At 69.6% G+C, this 18132-nt stretch carries 16 protein-coding genes and 1 pseudogene; 14 read left to right on the top strand and 3 right to left on the bottom strand.

What is annotated here, in order from left to right; translation table 11 throughout:
* From E8A12_RS17745 to E8A12_RS17735, 3 genes and pseudogenes are all read left to right on the top strand, one after another.
* Window positions 1-525 (top strand): annotated as a pseudogene (locus E8A12_RS17745) (AsmA family protein); the annotation flags it as partial.
* 67 nt (window positions 526-592) lie between these two features.
* Window positions 593-1081, top strand: a complete 489-nt coding sequence (locus E8A12_RS17740) for a cytochrome c (RefSeq protein WP_293371265.1) — start codon at window positions 593-595, stop codon at window positions 1079-1081.
* Between the two features lie 84 nt (window positions 1082-1165).
* Complete coding sequence (locus tag E8A12_RS17735) at window positions 1166-3178, top strand: S9 family peptidase (protein ID WP_293371263.1); 2013 nt, start codon at window positions 1166-1168, stop codon at window positions 3176-3178.
* 457 nt (window positions 3179-3635) lie between these two features.
* Here the strand turns inward: E8A12_RS17735 and E8A12_RS17730 are convergent, their stop codons facing one another.
* The gene (locus tag E8A12_RS17730; RefSeq protein ID WP_293371261.1) at window positions 3636-3965 is read right to left on the bottom strand and encodes a hypothetical protein; all 330 of its coding nucleotides are present in this window, start codon (window positions 3963-3965) and stop codon (window positions 3636-3638) included.
* Between the two features lie 181 nt (window positions 3966-4146).
* Here E8A12_RS17730 and E8A12_RS17725 point away from each other — a divergent pair, with 181 nt between their 5' ends.
* From E8A12_RS17725 to E8A12_RS17710, 4 genes are all read left to right on the top strand, one after another.
* The gene (locus E8A12_RS17725; protein WP_293371259.1) at window positions 4147-4881 is read left to right on the top strand and encodes a hypothetical protein; all 735 of its coding nucleotides are present in this window, start codon (window positions 4147-4149) and stop codon (window positions 4879-4881) included.
* Between the two features lie 58 nt (window positions 4882-4939).
* Window positions 4940-6091, top strand: coding sequence for an L-lactate dehydrogenase (locus E8A12_RS17720; protein WP_293371257.1), 1152 nt, complete (start codon window positions 4940-4942; stop codon window positions 6089-6091).
* Window positions 6092-6202: 111 nt separating this feature from the next.
* Window positions 6203-6385: a hypothetical protein gene (locus E8A12_RS17715; RefSeq protein ID WP_293371255.1), complete on the top strand. Its 183-nt coding sequence runs from the start codon at window positions 6203-6205 to the stop codon at window positions 6383-6385.
* A 20-nt stretch (window positions 6386-6405) separates the two neighbouring features.
* Complete coding sequence (locus E8A12_RS17710) at window positions 6406-7101, top strand: phosphatase PAP2 family protein (RefSeq protein WP_293371253.1); 696 nt, start codon at window positions 6406-6408, stop codon at window positions 7099-7101.
* Between the two features lie 49 nt (window positions 7102-7150).
* Here E8A12_RS17710 and E8A12_RS17705 read toward each other — a convergent pair whose 3' ends face one another.
* Window positions 7151-7795, bottom strand: coding sequence for an arylesterase (locus tag E8A12_RS17705; protein WP_293371251.1), 645 nt, complete (start codon window positions 7793-7795; stop codon window positions 7151-7153).
* Between the two features lie 56 nt (window positions 7796-7851).
* Between E8A12_RS17705 and E8A12_RS17700 the strand changes: the two genes are divergently transcribed.
* The 4 genes from E8A12_RS17700 to E8A12_RS17685 all read left to right on the top strand — a co-directional run bounded on the left by E8A12_RS17700 (window position 7852) and on the right by E8A12_RS17685 (window position 12187).
* The gene (locus E8A12_RS17700; protein ID WP_293371249.1) at window positions 7852-8553 is read left to right on the top strand and encodes an ATP-binding cassette domain-containing protein; all 702 of its coding nucleotides are present in this window, start codon (window positions 7852-7854) and stop codon (window positions 8551-8553) included.
* On the top strand, window positions 8550-11066 hold the full coding sequence (locus E8A12_RS17695) for an FtsX-like permease family protein (RefSeq protein ID WP_293371247.1): 2517 nt from the start codon (window positions 8550-8552) through the stop codon (window positions 11064-11066). The genes E8A12_RS17700 and E8A12_RS17695 overlap by 4 nt, the downstream gene beginning before the upstream one ends.
* A 2-nt stretch (window positions 11067-11068) precedes the next feature.
* Complete coding sequence (locus E8A12_RS17690; protein ID WP_293371245.1) at window positions 11069-11440, top strand: MmcQ/YjbR family DNA-binding protein; 372 nt, start codon at window positions 11069-11071, stop codon at window positions 11438-11440.
* 93 nt (window positions 11441-11533) lie between these two features.
* The gene (locus tag E8A12_RS17685) at window positions 11534-12187 is read left to right on the top strand and encodes an SCE4755 family polysaccharide monooxygenase-like protein (protein ID WP_293371244.1); all 654 of its coding nucleotides are present in this window, start codon (window positions 11534-11536) and stop codon (window positions 12185-12187) included.
* A 13-nt stretch (window positions 12188-12200) separates the two neighbouring features.
* Here E8A12_RS17685 and E8A12_RS17680 read toward each other — a convergent pair whose 3' ends face one another.
* Window positions 12201-13472: an amidase gene (locus E8A12_RS17680; protein ID WP_293371242.1), complete on the bottom strand. Its 1272-nt coding sequence runs from the start codon at window positions 13470-13472 to the stop codon at window positions 12201-12203.
* Window positions 13473-13563: 91 nt separating this feature from the next.
* Between E8A12_RS17680 and ppc the strand changes: the two genes are divergently transcribed.
* The 3 genes from ppc to E8A12_RS17665 all read left to right on the top strand — a co-directional run.
* Window positions 13564-16269: a phosphoenolpyruvate carboxylase gene (ppc, locus tag E8A12_RS17675; protein WP_293371240.1), complete on the top strand. Its 2706-nt coding sequence runs from the start codon at window positions 13564-13566 to the stop codon at window positions 16267-16269.
* Between the two features lie 11 nt (window positions 16270-16280).
* Window positions 16281-17429, top strand: coding sequence for an NAD-dependent epimerase/dehydratase family protein (locus E8A12_RS17670; RefSeq protein ID WP_293371238.1), 1149 nt, complete (start codon window positions 16281-16283; stop codon window positions 17427-17429).
* Window positions 17430-17503: 74 nt separating this feature from the next.
* Window positions 17504-18132: AMP-binding protein (locus E8A12_RS17665; protein ID WP_293371236.1), on the top strand; the 629-nt coding region annotated here is incomplete at its 3' end.

The raw sequence follows: 18132 nt of genomic DNA, 5'->3' as shown, positions 1-18132 counted from the left end.
GCCGACGGCGAGGTCATGCTGGTGGCGCCCAGCGGCGAGATTCGCAGATCCCTGGCCGAGCTTGCGGGCGTCGATGTGATCAAGGGCCTGGGCCTGCTGTTCGCCAAGGACCAGACGACGACCCCGCTGCGCTGCGCTGTCGCCCATTTCACCGCGAAAGGCGGCGTGATGAACGCCGACAGGCTGATCGTCGACACGGCCCCGGTCCTGGTCGATGGCGACGGCACGGTGAACCTCGACACCGAGCACCTGCAGTTCCGGCTGCGCGGCCATCCGAAGAAGTTCCAACTGGTGCGCCTCCTGGCCCCCATCACGGTCAGCGGCCCGATGCTGTCGCCCAAGGTCGGCGTCGAGAAAGGCACGGCCATCGCCCAGGGCGGCGCGGCGCTGGCGCTCGGGGCGTTGCTGTCGCCCCTTGCGGTGCTGCTGCCATTCGTCGACGCGGGTCTGGCCAAGGACGCCAACTGCGCGAGCCTGCTGGCCGACGGCAAGGCGCAGGGCGCGCCGGTGAAGGCGGCGCGTTGACGCCGCCGGCCCGATCCCGTCACATCTCAGCCAACGGGCGCTGAGGCGCCTTCTTGGAGGCCGCGTCATGGCCCGACGGACCCTTGTCGCGGCCCTGGCGGCCCTTGGCCTGGCGGCCGGTGCGGCCCTGGCCGCAGACCCGGCGCTGCCAGCTGGCCCGGCGAGCCCGGCCGGCCAGGCGCTGCTGGCGCGTCAGGCCCATTTCCGGGAGCAGGCCGCCGGGTTCAAGGCGATCAACGACGAGCTCAAGAAGGACGCGCCGGACAAGGCGGTGATCGCGGCCAACGCAACCAAGATCAAGGGGACCGCCGCCGACCTGCCGACCTGGTTCCCGAAGGGCAGCGGACCGGAGACCGGCTTGAAGACCGCCGCCAAGGCCGAGATCTGGACCGATGCGGAAGGCTTCGACAAGGCCGCGGCCCAATTGCAGGCCGAGACGGTCAAGCTGGAGCAGCTGGCCATGGTCGGCGACCTTGACGCCATCAAGACCCAGGCCCGCGCCGTTGGCGCCGCCTGCGGCGCCTGTCACGCAAAGTACCGCGCGGCTGCGTCCTAGGCTTCGTCACCCTCGATCCGGGCTTGAGATTCGCCGCAATATGGCGTGCGGTGCCGCCAGTTTCGGTCGCGGGAGAATAGTGGGATGCGGATGGTTCAGACGGTCGGCGCGGCGGTGATGTTGGCGCTGTCGATCGGTGGCTTGGCGAACGCCGCAGAGTCCACGCCCACTCCCAAGCCCACGGAATCCACGCCCACGCCGACGCCCAAGCCCACGGGCATACCGGGTCCCCTGCGGCCGATCACCCAGCCCAAGAGCATCGTTTCCCAGGCCAAGCCGGCCGCGCCGCCCGTGCCCATCGCCGATCTCTTCGCCAATCGCGCCTCGCTGGGCGCAGCCTGGAGCCCGGACGGCAAATGGGTGGTCGTTTCCACCAACCTCGATGGTCGCTTCAATCTCTGGAAGTATCCAGCCACCGGCAGGGAGCCGGTCCAGCTCACCCACTCCGACGACCGCCAGTCTGGCATCACCATCTCGCCCGACGGCAAATGGGTGGTCTTCCAGCAGGACCACGGCGGCGATGAGATGTATGACCTCTACGCCGTACCCCTGGCTGGCGGCGGCGTCGTCGACCTTACCAATTCCCCGACCGTCTCGGAGACTGGCCCGCGCTTTTCGCCCGACGGCAAGTTCCTGGCCTTCGCCGCCAAGCCCAAGACCTCGCCGATCAGCGACGTGGCGGTGATGGACATGGCCACCCACAAGATCACCCAGCTGACCCATGAGAAGACCCTCGACAACCGCTGGGCGCCGGCGGTCTTCACGCCCGACAGCAAGGCGCTGATCGCCAACCGTGGCGACGTCGGCAGCACCAGCGGCAGCATCTGGCGCCTCGCCGTGACCGGGCATCCGGACGCGACGCGCCTGACGCCCGGGATCCAGACGAAGGTGCGCGTCTCGGCCACCGACATTTCCCACGATGGGCGATCGCTCTCGGTCACCTCCAACTACGACGGCGGCGTCGACCAAGCGGCGCTGCTCAACATCAAGAGCGGCAAACTCAGATGGCTCTCGCCCACGGCTTGGGAACAGTCGGGCGGGAGCTTTTCGCCCGACGGCGCCTCGGTCATGCTCGCCACCGACACCGACGGCCGCCAGGACCTGTCGACCTACAACCTGAAGAGCCGCAAGGTGACCAAGGCGCCGCTGCCGGAAGGGTTCAACACCGAAGGCGGCGACGACAATCCCTTCACCTCTGACGGTCGGCTGTTGGTTGGCCACGACGGCGCCAAGACCCCCTTTGACTACTGGGTGCTGGATCGCGCAGGCAAGGCGACGCGGCTGACCAATTTCGCCGCGCCGGGTCTCGACGCGGCCGGGCTGCCCATCTCGCAGATCGTCCACTATGCGAGCGCCGACGGCACGGTGATCAGCGCCATCCTGATGGTCCCGTTCAACCTGGCGCGCGATGGGACCGCGCCGGCGGTGGTCGTGCCGCATGGCGGGCCCACTGGGCAGACAACCGACCGCTTCAGCCGGCTGGCCGTCGCCCTGGTCTCGCGCGGCTATCTGGTGATCCAGCCCAATCCCCGCGGCTCGACCGGCTATGGCGAGGCCTTCCAGAAGGCCAATCACAAGGACTTGGGCGGCGGCGACCTGACCGACGAGGTCTATGCGGCGAAGTTCCTCACCGCGACCGGCTATGTGAACCCGAAGAAGATCGGCATCACCGGCGGCTCCTACGGCGGCTTCATGACCCTGATGGCGGTGGGCAAGACCCCCGACGTCTGGGCCGCGGGCGTCGCCATGTACGGCATCATCAACTGGTATGAGATGATGAAGCACGAGGACGCGGCGCTGCAGGCCTATCAACGCTCCCTGATCGGCGACCCGGTGGCCGACAAGGGCGTCTATGACGCCGACTCGCCGATGACCTACATCAAGCAGACCAAGGCGCCGCTCCTGATCCTGCAGGGGGAGAACGACATCCGCGTGCCGCGCGGACAGGCAGCGGAGGTAGTGGCGACGCTGCAGGGCGTGGGCGCGACGGTGGACGTCCACTACTACCCCGAAGAGGGGCACGGCTTCGCCAAGCGCGAGAACCAGATCGACAGCGTTCAGCGCACCGTCGACTGGTTCGATAAATACCTGAAATAGGCGAGGGCGCTGCGTCGGTCGTTCAACCTTCGCCTCAGGGTTGGTCCAATCCCCGCCAAAGGCTTGGCGAGAGTTTCCTTCAAGGCGGACAGTGTGGGGTGAGCGACGGCGTCTCCATGGATCGAAGGCTCGTGGTCCGTCGACCCTGGATGGCCGGCGCCTTCGCCCTGGCGGTTCACCTGCTGTTGCTTGCGGTCTGGGAAGCCGATCTCCGACGGAACGCCGCGCCGCTCGGCTTAAGCCCCGAAGCCAAGGAGGCGTTCGAGCTCGCCGTCGCCGAGAACAGGGGGCGCGCACATCCCCTACGCGGGCTGCTTCGCCCGGTTCGGCGGCGGCAAAATCCAGTGGCGCCACGCGACGTGAGGCCTGAAGGTTCCCAGTCTGCCCTGCTACTTCGTCGCCCCGAAGGGCGTGCTAAGGCCCGACACGCCTCCAGCCAAGCGGTTCTGACCGCGGCCTAGCGTTCGGCGGCGTCGCGCAGGCACTTCAGCCAGGCGTCCTCGCGGGCTTTTTCGGCGTCGCGGAGGACGGCCTCGGCGTCGCGGACGCCGGCGTCATGCTTTCGCCATTCGGACACTGCGCCCTCGCGCGCCGCGCGGGCGGCCTCCAGGGTCGGGAACCGCGCCAGCACCGCGCGAACCGAATAGGTCACCGGCGGACCCACGGTCTCGCGATCCGGATAGAAGCCGGTGATGGAGTCGTTGCTCTCGGTCTCGATGTGGAAGACGTCGGCCCAGCCGGCGTGGTGGCGCATCAGGGCCCAGGGCCGTTCCAATCGCTCGCTCACCGGCATCTCCTCATCGTCGTCGTGATCGAATCCGCCCGTCAGGGCCGTGTTGGCGGCAAACTAGCGCAGCCCCCGGCGCGGTCCAACGCCGCTGACGGGCATTTTGGGCTTTCGCGGTCGCGGGCTTCTGTGGAAAAGCCTTGGCCATTGATTTGATCCCTTAGCGTTCGAGCGATTGCCCTTGGCCAAGATCGTCATCGCCCAGCAGTTCTGCGGGCCCCCGAATTCCGGCAACGGCGGCTATGTCTGCGGCGTCCTGGCGAGGGACCTCGATGGCCCGGTGACCTCCGTGCTGAGGGCCCGTGTGCCCCTGGACGTAGATCTGGATCTCACCATGGCCGAAGGCGCGGCGGTGATGACCGATGCCGCGGGCGGACTGATCGGCCGCGGTGATCCGGCCATGGGGAGCCTGCTGCCCGATCCGCCTGCGCCGCCCAGCGCTGAGGCGGCCCGCGCCGCCGGCGCGCGCTACGTGGGCCATGAGCAGAGCTACCATCCGATCTGCTTTACCTGTGGCGCGGACCGCCAAGAAGGCGACGGGCTGCGGGTCTTCCCGGGCCAGCTCGACGGCGCTGCGGCCGGTCATGTGGCGTGCCTGTGGACGCCGGACGCGGCGTTCGCCGACGCGGATGGCCTGGCCACGACCGAGGTGATCTGGGCGGCGCTCGACTGCCCTGGCTTTTTCGCCTGGGTGGTGAAGGAAGGTCGCCACGGGGCCCTGCTGGGCACAATGACCGGAGAGGTGCTGCGCCGCCCAAGCGCCGGCGAGACCTGCATCGTCACCGCCTGGCCGCTGGCGCGCGAGGGCCGCAAGGAAACCGCCGGCGTGGCGCTCTTTTCGACGGATGGCGACCTGCTGGCGCGCGGCCACCAGGTCTGGATCATGAGCGTACCGCCGCAGGCCGCGGCCGCCTGAGACTTGCGCGGACCCGCGCATCGGGGTCCAACTTCGCCAGCCTGAAGGGGAGGGACGTGTGCGCGCAGCTTCGGTCTCGGACTATCGGGAGCTCGCGCGGCGCAGGCTCCCGAAGATCTTCTTCGAATATATCGACGGCGGCTCCTATGCGGAGGTGACGCTGAAGCGCAACGTCGCCGACCTGGAGGCCATCGCGCTGCGCCAGCGCGTGATGTGCGACATGTCGAGCCTGGATATGAGCGTCACGACGCTCGGTCAGACGCTGTCGATGCCGGTCGCGCTGGCGCCGGTGGGCATGGCCGGAATGTACGCCCGCCGCGGCGAGGTCCAGGCGGCCCGCGCGGCAAAGGCCGCAGGCGTGCCCTTCTGCCTTTCGGCCATGGGAGTCTGCGACGCCGGGGAGGTGACGGCGGGCGCCGGAACGCCGCCCTGGTACCAGCTCTACATGCTGAAAGACCGCGGCTATATGCGAGAGCTCCTGGCCCGGGTGAAGGCGGTGGGCTGTCCGGTGCTGGTGTTCACCGTCGACCTGCCGATGCCTGGCGCGCGATACCGCGACGTGCGGTCAGGCTTCACCGGATCGAGCGGGATTTCCGGAACGCTGAACACGGCCTGGGACGGGCTGACGCATCCGCAATGGATGTGGGATGTCTGGACGAATGGCCGTCCGCACACCCTGGGCTCGGTGGCCGGGGCGGTCAGCGGCAAGCACGGGCGGGTGACCGATTTCCTCTCCTGGGTGGCGCGCAACTTCGACCGCTCGGTGACCTGGAAGGACATGGACTGGGTGCGCGAGACCTGGGACGGACCGATCGTCATCAAGGGTGTGCTCGACGCCGAGGACGCCAGGAGCGCGGTCAAGGCCGGAGCCCAGGGGCTGGTGGTCTCGAACCACGGCGGACGGCAGCTGGATGGGGTGAAATCCTCGATTTCGGCCCTGCCGAGGATCGCCGACGCCGTGGGGTCGGACCTCGAGGTCTACATGGACGGTGGCGTGAGATCGGGCCTCGACGTGCTGAAGGCCATGTCGCTTGGCGCCAAGGCCTGCCTGATCGGCCGCGCCTGGGCCTACGCCCTGGGCGCCGGCGGCGAAGCGCAGGTCGCCAAGATGCTCGGCACACTGAAGTCCGAGTTGGCTGTGGCCATGGTTCTCACCGGTTGCGCGAACCTGCGTGACGCCGGACGGAATCTGCTGGATACCCATGATTGAGGTCGAGCCGGTCACGTTTCCGGCAAGTGCCCCGACAATGCTGCGGCGCCGCGAAACCCATCGCGCCTTCAGGGGTTTGGGTCTGCGTCGTCCACTCGGAGCAAGGCCCCAATGCCGCAGGATTCGCCGCTCGCCTATTCGCTCAGCCAGATGGAAGAGGGCTGGCGCTGGTGCGTCTATGACGAGGATGGCGTGACGGTGGCCGACGGCGCCGACCTGACGCGGGACGCCGCCGAGGCTGCGGTGGCGCTGACCTTGCGCTGGCCGCCGGCCCAGCGACGCGTGTTCGCCTGATCGAGCCCGGACAGTCCCGCTTGCTGCGACATCTGCTGCGGCGAATCGAAAGCCGCACGCTGATCTTCGTGATCGCTGCCGCCGGCGCGCTCTGGGCTTTCTTCAACATCGCCAGCGAGATGGGCGAGGGCGAGACCCTCGACTTCGACAAGAAGATCCTGCTTGCGCTGCGCAATCCCGCGGACCTGAGCGATCCGATCGGATCACCGTCCCTGCAGGAGGCGATGCGCGACGTCACCGCGCTTGGCGGGGTGACGGTTGTGACGCTTGCGACGACGGTCGGGGTGCTGGCCTTCCTGCTGCACCGAAAGCGCTGGCACGCCGCCATCCTCGGCGCGACGGTGGTGGCCGCCGACGTCGTCAGCGAACTCCTGAAGTCGTTCTACGGCCGGCCGCGGCCTGAGCTCGTGCCCCACGGCAGCTACGTCTATTCGTCGAGCTTCCCCAGCGGTCACTCGACGCTGTCGGCGGCGATGTATCTGACGCTGGCCATGCTGATCTCCAGCTTGGAACCCAATCGCGGGACCAAATCGATGGTGTTCGTCCTGGCCGTGGTCCTGGTGCTCGCCATCGGCTTCAGCCGCGTCTACCTCGGCGTCCATTGGCCGAGCGATGTCCTGGCCGGCTGGTGCCTGGGCGCGGCCTTTGCCCTGCTCGGATGGACCGTGCTGCTGAAGGTCGGCGACCGCGATGACATCGCGGTCGAGAGCGCCTAACGCGCCGCCATGCCTGCTGGCGGCGGGTCGGCGCCAGCCTCGCTGCGGCCTAAGCCCGCTTCTTCAGTTCCCTGGCCACCACCGGCGCCAGTTTGCCAGCGATGATCAGCACGCCCTTGGCGTTGGGGTGGATGGCGTCGCCCTGGTTCAGGGCCGGGTTGCGCGAGACGCCGGCCAGCAGGTCTGGATAGAGGGTCACGCCCTCGGCTTTCGCGACTGCGGGGAACACCGCGTCGAAATCCCGCGCGTAGCCGGCCCCCAGCTCCGGCGGTGCGTGCAGGCCGCAGAGGATCACGCCCATGTGGCGGGCCTTCAGTCGCCGCACGATGAGCTCCAGATTGGCCCGCGTGGTCTTGGGATCCACCCCCTGCAGCAGGTCGTTGCCGCCGAGGGCCACGACCACCACCTGGCTGTCTGACCGGATGCTGAAGTCGGCGCGGGCGGCGCCGTCCTGGGTGGTGTCGCCGGAGACGCCGGCGCCACGCACAACGTTGGGCGCGCCGAGCCGCTTTAGCGCAAGCTGCAGCTGGATCGGAAGCGAGGCGGCCTGCGGCAGGCCGTACCCGGCGGTGATCGAATCCCCCAGCATGGTCACCACCGGATCGCTCGCTGCCAGGGCCGGCAGGGGAACGATCGCGAGCCCTGCGGCGATCAGGGTTCGGCGGGAAACGAAGAGGGGTCGTGTATCGGCCATGCGCCTGTCCTATCTAGGGGATCGTGTACGCGACTTGAACGCTCGAAGGGCCCGCCTTGACCGAAACTGACGCCGCCGATCCGCTGGTCCTCGACAATGTCTCGCTCACCCTGCCGTCCGCGGCAGGTCCGGTGGAGATCCTGCGAGGGCTCGATGTCACCGTTGGGCGTGGCGAGCGTGTGGCGCTGGTCGGACCGTCGGGGTCGGGCAAGTCTTCGCTGATCGCGGTGGCGGCGGGGCTGGAGCGGCCGACCGGCGGGCGCGTGGTCCTGTTCGGCCAGGACGTGGCGGCGCTCGACGAGGACGGCCGTGCGCGCCTGCGCCGGGGACGTGTCTCTCTGGTGTTTCAGAGTTTCCATCTGCTTCCGAACATGACCGCCGCGGAGAACGTGGCGGCCCCGCTGGAGATCGCCCGGGTGGCGGGCGCGACTGAAACCGCCAGGGCGTGGCTCGACCGGGTCGGCCTTTCGGCGCGGGGCAGCCACTATCCGCACCAGTTGTCCGGCGGCGAACAGCAGCGGGTGGCCCTGGCCCGCGCGCTCGCCTCGCGGCCGGCTTTGCTGTTCGCCGACGAGCCCACCGGCAACCTCGACGCCGCCAACGCCGCCCACGTGGCCGACCTGATGTTCGACTTGGTGGCCGAGACAGGCGCGGCCCTGGTGCTGGTGACCCACGACGAGGGACTGGCAAGGCGGGCCGGGCGGACGGTGCGGCTGCGAGATGGCCGCGTGGCTCAGGAAAGCGCCGCAAGCGCATGACGCCGCTAAGTTTCCGGTTCGCGGCGCGCGAACTGCGCGGCGGCGTGCGGGGCTTCCGCATCTTCCTGGCCTGCCTGGCGCTGGGGGTGGCGGCGATCGCCGCGGCGGGCTCGACGGCGGAAGCCTTCCGCCGCGGCCTCGCCAGTCAGGCCAGCGAAATCCTCGGCGGCGACCTGGCGCTGACCGTGCGCCAGCGGGCCTTTAATTCGGCCGAGCAGGCGACGCTGAGCCGCGCGGGCCAGGTCTCCTATTCGGTGGCCTCGATGGCCATGGCGCAATCGCCGTCCGGCGACCGGCGGCTGATCGAACTGCGCGGGGTCAACGACACCTACCCCCTGACCGGCAGGGTGACCCTGAAGGGCGCGTCATCGCTGCAGGCGGCTATCGCGCCAGTCGGCGGCGTCGCGGGCGCGGTGGTCGAGCAGCCGCTGCTCGACAAACTGCACATGCGGGTCGGCGACACCTTCCTGGCTGGCAACCTGCCGCTGGTGGTGCGCGGCGTCCTGCTGGAGGAGCCGGACCGGCTGTCGCGCGGCTTTGCGCTAGGGCCGCGGGTGATCACCGACCTGGCGGCGGTGCAGAAGGGCGGCTTCATGGCGCCTGGCCTGCCATTCGGCGTGACGGCCCGAGTGGAGTTGCCGGCTGGCACGCCCCTGGCGGCGGCGAAGAGGGACCTGCAGCACAAGCTTGGCGGCCTGGTGCGGATCCGCGACCGGGAGGACGCCGCGCCCGGCATCCATCGGCTGATCGACCAGCTGGAATATTTCCTCGGCTTTATCGGCCTGGCCTCGCTGGTGGCCGGCGGCCTGGGGGTGTTCGGAGCCGTCAGCGCCTATCTGGAGGCGCGCAAGCCGGTCATCGCGACCCTCAAGGCCCTGGGCGCCGAGGGTCAGCTCGTGCGCGACATCTACCTGATCCAGATCGGCCTCTTGGCCGCGCTCGGTGTCGCGATCGGCCTGGCGATCGGCGCCGCCGCGCCGTTGCTGATGGGCGAGATCGTCAAGAGCAGCCTGCCGATCCCGGCGCTGTTCGCCGTCTATCCGGCGCCGCTCCTGAAGGCCGCAGCCTTCGGGCTGCTGTCGGCCGCGGCTTTCTCGCTCGCGCCGTTGGGCCGGGCGCGCTCCACGCCGCCGGCGAGCCTGTTCCGCAGCGACCTATCCGGAACCTTCAAGATCGGGCCGGAGATCGTGGGCGCGGTCCTGGCCGCGATGGGGCTCGCCGCCATGGCGGTGGTGACTGCGCCGACGCCGCTGGCGGCGACCATCATGATCGCCGGCGTGGCCGTGTCGTTCGGCCTGCTCTGGGCGCTGGGCTGGGGCTCGGCGGTGCTGGCCGGCAAGGCGCGGGCCGGGGCAAGGGGGCCGTTGCGGATCGGCCTCGCCAATCTCTCCGGCCCGCATTCGGCGGCGCGGACGGCGTCGCCCGCCATCGGCCTGGGCGTGGCGCTGCTGGCCGCGGTGGTGCTGATCCAGTCGGCGCTCCTGAACCAGGTGGCCGAGGTTGCGCCGCGCACCGCGCCGGCCCTGGTGTTCACCGACATCCCCGGCGACCGGCCTGCGGAATTCGACGCGGCCGTGCAACGTGGCTTCGGCGCGCCGCTGACGCCGAAGAACTACCTGCGCGAGCCCTTCGTCACCGGCCGCATCACTAAGGTCCGCGGCCAGCCGGTGGACGTGCAGAAGATCGCCCGGTCTGACCGCTGGGCCTACGACAGCGACATCTCCATGTCGGCCATCGGGCCCGAGCCGGAGGGCGCCGGGATCGAGGACGGCCGCTGGTGGTCGGCGAACTACGCCGGTCCGGCGCAGGTCGCCATGGATGTGGACGTGGCGCGCGGCGAGCAGATCAAGGTCGGCGATCAGGTCAGGTTGTCGGTGCTCGGCAATGACATCGACGCGCGCGTCGCCGTGCTGCGCAAGGTGGACTTCGGCGGGTTCGGCGCGAGCTTCCCCCTGGTGATCACGCCCTCGGCCGTGGCGGGCGCGAACCTGCGTCAGGTGGCGATCGCCAAGGCCTCGAAGGCGCAGGAGGCCTCGGTGATCCGCGAGCTGGGCCACAGCTTCCCAACGGTGAACGTGATCTCGGTGCGCGAGCAGTTGGAGGCCGCCACCGACCTCTTCGACCGCCTGGCGCTTGCGGTGCGCGGCGCCGCGGCCGTGGCGGCGCTCGCCGGCCTGCTGGTCCTCACCGGCGCGATCGCCGCCCGCGCCCGGGCCCGCACGCGGGAAGCGGCGATCCTGAAGGTTCTGGGCGCCTCGCGCGGCCAGATTCTCAGCGCCTATGTCCTGGAATATGGCGCGGTCGGCGTCATCGCCGGCGCCGCGGGCGTGGCCCTGGGCTACGCGGCGGCCTGGCCAGTGGTGGTGAAAGTCTTCCACGCGAAGTGGAGCATGGACTGGTCGGGCGTCGCGGCCCTGCTGGCGGCCGCGGCCTTGGTGGCCGGGTTCGGCGGACTGCTGGCGGCTTTCCAGGCGCTCTCCAAGCGGCCGGCGCCGGCCCTGCGCGCCGAATAGCCGTGATCGACGCCGCCGCCATCCGCCGCCTGGCGCTGGCCCTGCCGGAGGTCGTCGAGGCCTCGCGCGGCGACCAGCTCGCCTTCGAGGTGACCGGCGGCAAGGGCCTGGTCTGGAGCTTCATGCTGCGCGTCCATCCGAAGAAGCCGCGCATCCCCGACGCCTCGGCGGTCGCCGTCCGCTGCCTGGTCGAACGCAAGGAAATGCTGGTCGCGGCCGCACCCGACCGATTCTTCGACGACGACCACTACCGCGGCTATCCGGCGGTGCTGATCCGCCTGGCCGCCATCGACGAGCAGGAATTTTCGGCCCTGTTGAAGGACGCCTGGCGCCTCTCCGCGCCAAAGGCCTTGGTTGGTCGCCTTGAAGATTGACGCTAGGTCACTTTCATCTCGGTTGCGAAATCTGCGGCGCCGGGACCAATGTTAGGTGACGCGCACGTAAAGTTGAACGAGGGGGTTCTGACCATGAAGCATCGTATCGCCGCCGCCCTGATCGCTGGCGCCGTGGCGCTGAGCGCGCCCGCTGTCACCTCGGCCCACTTCATCCTGCAAAAGCCGGCGTCCTGGATCGAGGAAGACCGGCTCGGCGACCCGCAGAAGCTCGGGCCCTGCGGCGGCACCAGCGCCAATCCGGGCATGCCCACCGGCGTCGTGACGGAAGTGCCCGGCGGTGAGCTGCTCCGCATCAAGGTCAAGGAGACGATCTATCACCCCGGACATTTCCGAGTGGCGCTGGCGGTCCTCGACCGCTCCGAGCTGCCGGCCGACCCGGAGGACGTGACCAAGGACGGGCCGAACGGCAAGCCCTGGTCGGTCTCCGGCAAGGTCGATCCGAACCCCAAGCCGCCGGTGCTGATGGACGGCGTGTTCGATCACCACAAGCGCCTGCCGGGCCAGGAATTCGACACCTACGTCAAGATTCCCAACATCAACTGCGATCACTGCTCGCTGCAGATCATCCAGTTCATGGAGGAGCATCCGATCAACCCGGACGGGCGCTTCACCTACCATCACTGCGCCGACCTGAAGATCACCGCCAATCCGCGTCTGCCGATCGACGCCGGCTGGCCGGGTCAGGCGAAATCCAAGGTCAGGAAGAAGGCCAAGGCGAAAACCTGATCTGAGTGGAACGTCAGCCGAAGCCCGAGATATCCGGACTTCGGCCGTTCCAGCCGCTGACCTTCTCGAAGGCCGCGCCCAGCGCCACGACGGTCGCCTCATCGCGCGGCCGGCCGATGATCTGCAGGCCGGCGGGCATGCCCTCGCTGGTCAGGCCGCATGGCACGCTGATCCCGGGCAGATCCAGGTAGTTGGCGGCGCGGGTTAGGCGGCTGAGCGGCGAGGTTGTCTCGTCCACCTGGTCCATCGGCGGGCCTGGAATCGGACAGGTCGGCGTCGCCAGGCCGTCGTAAGCGGCGAGCCAGGCGTGGAACTCCCGCTGATCGGCGGCGCGCTGGACATGGACCTCGGCCAGGCGGTCGTCGGAGATGTTGCGGCCGACCTCGAAGCGTTTGACGATCCAGGGATCCATGACCTTGCCGTGGCGCTCGATCCGCTCGCGCCAGATGCGCCAGCCTTCGCCGGCCATCAGCAGACCGTTGGGGGCGAAGCTGTCGTCCAGGGCCTTTGGCGGGCGGACCATCTGCACCGTGACGCCCGCCTTCCTGAGGCGGTCCAGCGCGGCCAGGTAGAGGCGGCCGACATCGGCGTCGACCTCGCCCAGATGGTCCAGCGGGATCGCGGCGACGCGGCGGCCTTCAACCTCGCCAGCCAGGGCGGCCTCGGAGTCGAAGGGGCCCCGTTCCGCCAGGGCGCCGTCGGGGCCCGAGATGATCTCGAGCATCCGCGCCGCGCTCGCCACGTCCCTGGCGAGCGCGCCGACGGTGTCCAGCGACGGCGCCAGGGGATGCACGCCCTTCAGGCTCACGAGTCCGCGGCCCGGTTTCAGTCCCACGACGCCGCAGGTCGCGGCGGGAATGCGCACCGAGCCCCCGGTGTCGCTGCCCAGCGCGGCCTCGCAGAAGCCCGCGGCGACGGCGGCCGCGGATCCGGATGAGGAGCCGCCAGGGGCGCGATGCTGCGTGGCGTCCCAGGGATTCCAGGGCGCTCCTACCGCGCGGTTGGTCCCCCAGCCGCCATAGGCCAACTCCACGGTGTTGGTCTTGCCGATCGCGCGCCAGCCGGCGGCCAGCAGCCGGTCGACCACCACGGCATTGGCGGTCGGATTCTCGGAAAGCGGGACCTGCGCGCCGCCGCCGGTCGGGACGCCAGCCACGTCGAACAGGTCCTTGATCGCGAAGACCGGGCCGTCGCCTTGCCCCAGCGCTGGGTCAAACACGCGGACGAAAGCGTTCAGGCGGCCGTCGTAGCGGCGGATCCGGGCGAGCGCATCGTCAGGCGTCATGAAGCTTCCTTCGCGGAACTGTCGACTATCGCTGCTATGGCGTCAGGAAACCAGATGACGCACGTGAACCTCTGTGGCCATCGTTGGCCTCATGTCCACAGCAATGCCCGACCAGCTTCGCACCGCCATCCGATTCCTGGGCCGGGTGCTGGGCGACGTGATCCGCGCCGAGGACGGCGAGGCGGTGTTCAACCAGATCGAGGACACCCGCAAGGCCTCGGTCGCCTTCCACCGCGAGGGCACCTCCGCCGCCGCCAAGGCCATGGCCGAACGGCTGGGCGCGCTCAGCCTGCCGGACACCGTGCGCTTCGCCCATTCCTTCGCCTGCTTCCTGCAGATCACCAACATCGCCGAGGACCAGATCCAGCGCCGACGCGGCCGAGGCGGGGACAGCCGGCCCGACACCCTTGCCGGGGCGATCCGCACCTTGGCCTCGGAAGGTGTCGGCCTCGACCGGGTGATCGAGTTGCTGCAGGGAGCGCTGGTCGCGCCGGTGATCACCGCCCATCCCAGCGAGGTGCGCCGCAAGAGCGTACTCGACCGCGTGGGCGCGATCGCCGATGACCTGGACGCCCATGACCACGCCCGCACCGACGCCGAGCGCGCCGCGATTGAGCGGGAGCTGAGGCGGCAGGTCTCGATCTTCTGGCGCACCCGCCTGCTGCGCTCGGTGAAGCCCGGCGTCGAGGACGAGGTGGAGAACGCCGTTTCCTACTTCGAGCGAAGCTTCCTGCCCGAGCTGCCCAGGCTCTACGCCCATTGGGTGGAGGTGCTCGGCCATCCGCCGGCGTTGAACAGCTTCCTGCGCGTGGGCTCGTGGGTCGGCGGCGACCGCGACGGCAATCCGTTCGTGACGGCCCAGGTGATGCGCGCGGCGCTGGCGCGGCAGGCGCGCGCGGTGATGACCGACTACCTTGACGGGGTCCACGCGCTCGGTGCGGAGCTGTCGCAGTCGGCGCGGCTGGCCAAGGTGAGCGACGACCTGCAGGCCCTGGCCGGCCTCGCGCATGACGCCTCGGCGCAGCGGGCCGACGAGCCCTACCGCCAGGCGCTGACCGGGATTTACGCGCGGCTGGCGGCGACCTACCAACTGCTGGTTCGCGAGGCGCCCGCGCGGCCGCCCGCCGTGCAGGCCGAGCCCTATGCCTCGCCGGACGCCTTCAAGGCCGATCTGGAAACGGTGCTGGCCAGCCTGATCGCCAGCCATGGGGATCTCTTCGCCCAGGGGCCGCTGCCCGACCTGATCCGCGCGGTGGACACCTTCGGCTTCCACCTGGCCCGCCTGGACATGCGCCAGAACTCCTCGGCCCACGAGCGGGTGGTCGCCGAACTGATGAAGGTCGCCGGCGTCTGCGACGACTACCTGGCCCTGGAGGAGCCGGCGCGCTGCGACCTGCTGGTTGCTGAACTCAGCCATGGCCGGCTGCTCCATTCGCCCTTCGCGGCCTACGGCGAGGAGACGGCCCGCGAGTACGCCATCCTGCGGGCGGCGGCCGATGTGAAGCGGCTCTACGGCCGTGACGCCATCCGCTCCTACATCGTCTCGAACACCACCTCGGTCTCGGACCTGCTGGAGGTCTACCTGCTGCTGAAAGAGGTCGGCCTGTTCACGCCAGGCGGCGCCGACAAACCGCCCACCACCCAGATCTTCGCTGAGCCGCTGTTCGAGACCATCGGCGACCTGCGCGCCGCACCGGAGACCTTGCAGGCCTATCTGGCCCTGCCGGTGATCCGCAAACTGGTCGAGCCGATCGGTCTGCAGGAGGTGATGATCGGCTATTCGGACTCGAACAAGGACGGCAGCTACCTGACCTCGACGTGGGAGCTTTACCAGACGTCCCGCGCGCTCGGCCGCGTGGCCCGCGACGAGGGGCTTCGGCTGCAGCTCTTCCATGGCCGCGGCGGCGCCGTTGGCCGTGGCGGCGGCTCCAGTTTCGAGGCGATCCTGGCCCAGCCTGGCGGCACGGTGAACGGGCGCATCCGTATCACCGAGCAGGGCGAGGTGGTGGCCAACAAATACGCCGACCCGGAGCTGGCGCGACAGAGCCTGGAGACGCTGACCGCGGGCATGGTGCTGGCCTCGTTCCGTGACGAGACGCGCTCCACGGTCGCCGAGCCGCACGCCCAGGCCATGGAGGCGCTGAGCCGCGGCTCCATGGCGGCCTACCGCGCCCTGGTCCACGACACGCCGGGGTTCGTCGACTACTTCTACGGCGCAACCCCGATCACCGAGATCGCCGACCTGAACATCGGCAGCCGGCCCACTTCGCGCCAGACCACCCGCAGCATCGCGGGCTTGCGGGCGATCCCTTGGGTGTTCTCCTGGGCGCAGGCGCGGACCATGCTGCCGGGCTGGTACGGCTTCGGCGCGGCGGTGCGCGATGCGGGCATCCCGATCGAACAACTGGCCGAGCTGCACGCCAATTGGCCGTTCTTCTCCTCGGCGCTGGCCAACATGGAGATGGTGCTGGCCAAGTCGGACATGGCCATCGCCGGGCGCTATGCGGGGCTGGTCGAGGACAAGGCCCTGGGCAACCATATCTTCGGCGAGATCAAGGCCGAGTGGGAACGCACCAGCGAGGCGCTGCTCACCATCACCGGCCAGTCCCAGATGCTGGAGAAGGACCCGGACCTGGCCGCCGCCATCCGCTCGCGGTTGCCCTACATCGATCCGCTCAATCACCTGCAGATCGAGCTGATCCGGCGACGCCGGCGCGGCGACCAGGACGAGGCGGTCAAGGAAGGCATCCACCTGACCATCAACGGCGTGGCGGCGGGGCTCAGGAACACCGGCTAAGGGGGAAACCGATGGCCACGACACGGCGCGATCATCTGAAGCTGGGCGCCGGCGCCCTGGCCGGCCTGGCGATGTCCGGCGCCGCGGCGCGCGCCGCGGCGGAGAGGCCCAGGAAGATGCGCATCCTGATCCTGGGCGGCACGGGCTTCATCGGCCCGCACGAAGTCCGCTATGCGCTGAGCCGCGGCCACGAGGTCACGATCTTCAACCGCGGCCGTCAGAAGGAGGACTGGCCGGGGCCCGTCGAAGAACTGCTGGGTGACCGCAACACGGGCGATCTCAAGTCCCTGGAGGGCCGCGATTGGGACGTCTGCATCGACAACCCCACGACCCTGCCGTTCTGGGTGCGCGACGCCGCCAAGGTGCTGAAGGGCAGGATCAGGCATTACGTCTTCATCTCGACGATCTCGGTCTACGACAAGAACGACGCCCCAGCCGACGAGACAGCCCCGGTCGCCGCCTACCAGGGCCCCGATCCGATGGCCGAAACGGCCCAGGCGGTGGCCAAGAACCTCGCCCTCTACGGCCAGCTGAAGGCCGTCAGCGAGGCCGAGGCGCGCCGCCAGTTCGGCGAGGCGGCGACGACGGTGATCCGTCCTGGGCTGATCAGCGGTCCCGGCGATGAGACCGACCGCTTCAGCTACTGGCCTGTGCGCCTGGCCAATCCCGGCGGACGCTGGGGTCCGGAGGTCGCCGCGCCCGGCGACGGGACCGATCCGGTGCAGTTCATCGACGCCCGCGACCTCGCCGAATGGATCGTGCGCATGGCCGAGCAGCGCACCGCCGGGACCTTCAACGGCACAGGCCCCGCGCATCCGATGACCACCAAGGCGTTCCTCGCCGGCGTCGCCGCGGGCGTCCATGCCACGCCGAAGCTGACCTGGATCGCCACGCCGTTTCTGCAGGCCCAGAAGGTCAGCGCCTGGAGCGACATGCCGGTGTGGATCCCGGGGCAGGGCGAGACGATGGGCTTCCATCGCCGCAGCATCGCCCGGGCGCTGAAGGCGGGCCTCACGTTCCGGCCGCTGCCGGTCACCGCCGGCGACACGCTCGATTGGTTCAAGACCCGGCCGGCTGAGCGACAGGCCAAGCTGCGGTCGGGCCTGACGCCGGAACGGGAGACCGCGCTGCTGGCCGCCTGGAAGACCTCGAAAGGCTGAACCAGCGTTGTCCCGGGCCAAGTTGACGCAGCGCGAGACTGGCGCGGCGTCGGCGCCGGCCATAAGGGAAGGGGATGAACCTCTACGACCTTCTGGCGGCCGGCTTTCCGACCGACCTCGCCAAACCGGCCTTCCTCCTGAGCGACGGCTCACAGGTGAGCTACGGCCGGCTGGAGGCCGAGGTCGCCCGTGTCGCCGGCCACATGGTCGCCCAGGGGGTGGAGCCCGGCGATCGCGTCGCCCTGCAGGCGGAAAAGTCGGTGGCCGGGGTGGTGATCTACCTGGCGACCTTGATGGCGGGCGCAGTGTTCCTGCCCTTGAACGCCGCCTATACGCCGGCCGAGGTGGACTATTTCGTGAAGGACGCGGCGCCGCGCCTCTTCATCACCGACGCCGTGCTGTTCGTGGCCGAGGCCGCCGGCGCGACGCCGCTGATCGACACCTATCCGAGCGAGGATGGCGACCTCGCCGCGATCATCTACACCTCCGGCACCACCGGGCGGTCGAAGGGCGCCATGCTGAGCCATGGCAATCTGGCGGCCAACGCCCAGGCGCTGCACCAGGCCTGGGGGTTCAACCCTGACGACGTGTTGCTGCACGCCCTGCCGATCTTCCATGTCCACGGCCTGTTCGTGGCCCTGCACTGCGCGTTCCTCAGCGGCGCGCCAATGGTCTGGCTGCCGAGGTTCGATGACGCCCAGGT

It is taken from the genome of Phenylobacterium sp. (assembly GCF_004799395.1).
Classification (GTDB): Bacteria; Pseudomonadota; Alphaproteobacteria; order Caulobacterales; family Caulobacteraceae; genus Phenylobacterium.
Note: the sequence above shows the minus strand (reverse complement) of the source record. Positions and strands in the feature narration are given on the sequence as shown.

Excerpts from the sequence above, each read along its gene's own strand:
- E8A12_RS17735 (WP_293371263.1), top strand. The coding sequence starts at position 1,166 with ATGCGGATGGTTCAGACGGTCGGCGCGGCGGTGATGTTGGCGCTGTCG.
- E8A12_RS17680 (WP_293371242.1), bottom strand. The coding sequence starts at position 13,472 with ATGACGCCTGACGATGCGCTCGCCCGGATCCGCCGCTACGACGGCCGC.
- E8A12_RS17685 (WP_293371244.1), top strand. The coding sequence starts at position 11,534 with ATGAAGCATCGTATCGCCGCCGCCCTGATCGCTGGCGCCGTGGCGCTG.
- E8A12_RS17715 (WP_293371255.1), top strand. The coding sequence starts at position 6,203 with ATGCCGCAGGATTCGCCGCTCGCCTATTCGCTCAGCCAGATGGAAGAG.
- E8A12_RS17740 (WP_293371265.1), top strand. The coding sequence starts at position 593 with ATGGCCCGACGGACCCTTGTCGCGGCCCTGGCGGCCCTTGGCCTGGCG.
- E8A12_RS17670 (WP_293371238.1), top strand. The coding sequence starts at position 16,281 with ATGGCCACGACACGGCGCGATCATCTGAAGCTGGGCGCCGGCGCCCTG.
- E8A12_RS17705 (WP_293371251.1), bottom strand. The coding sequence starts at position 7,795 with ATGGCCGATACACGACCCCTCTTCGTTTCCCGCCGAACCCTGATCGCC.
- ppc (WP_293371240.1), top strand. The coding sequence starts at position 13,564 with ATGTCCACAGCAATGCCCGACCAGCTTCGCACCGCCATCCGATTCCTG.
- E8A12_RS17695 (WP_293371247.1), top strand. The coding sequence starts at position 8,550 with ATGACGCCGCTAAGTTTCCGGTTCGCGGCGCGCGAACTGCGCGGCGGC.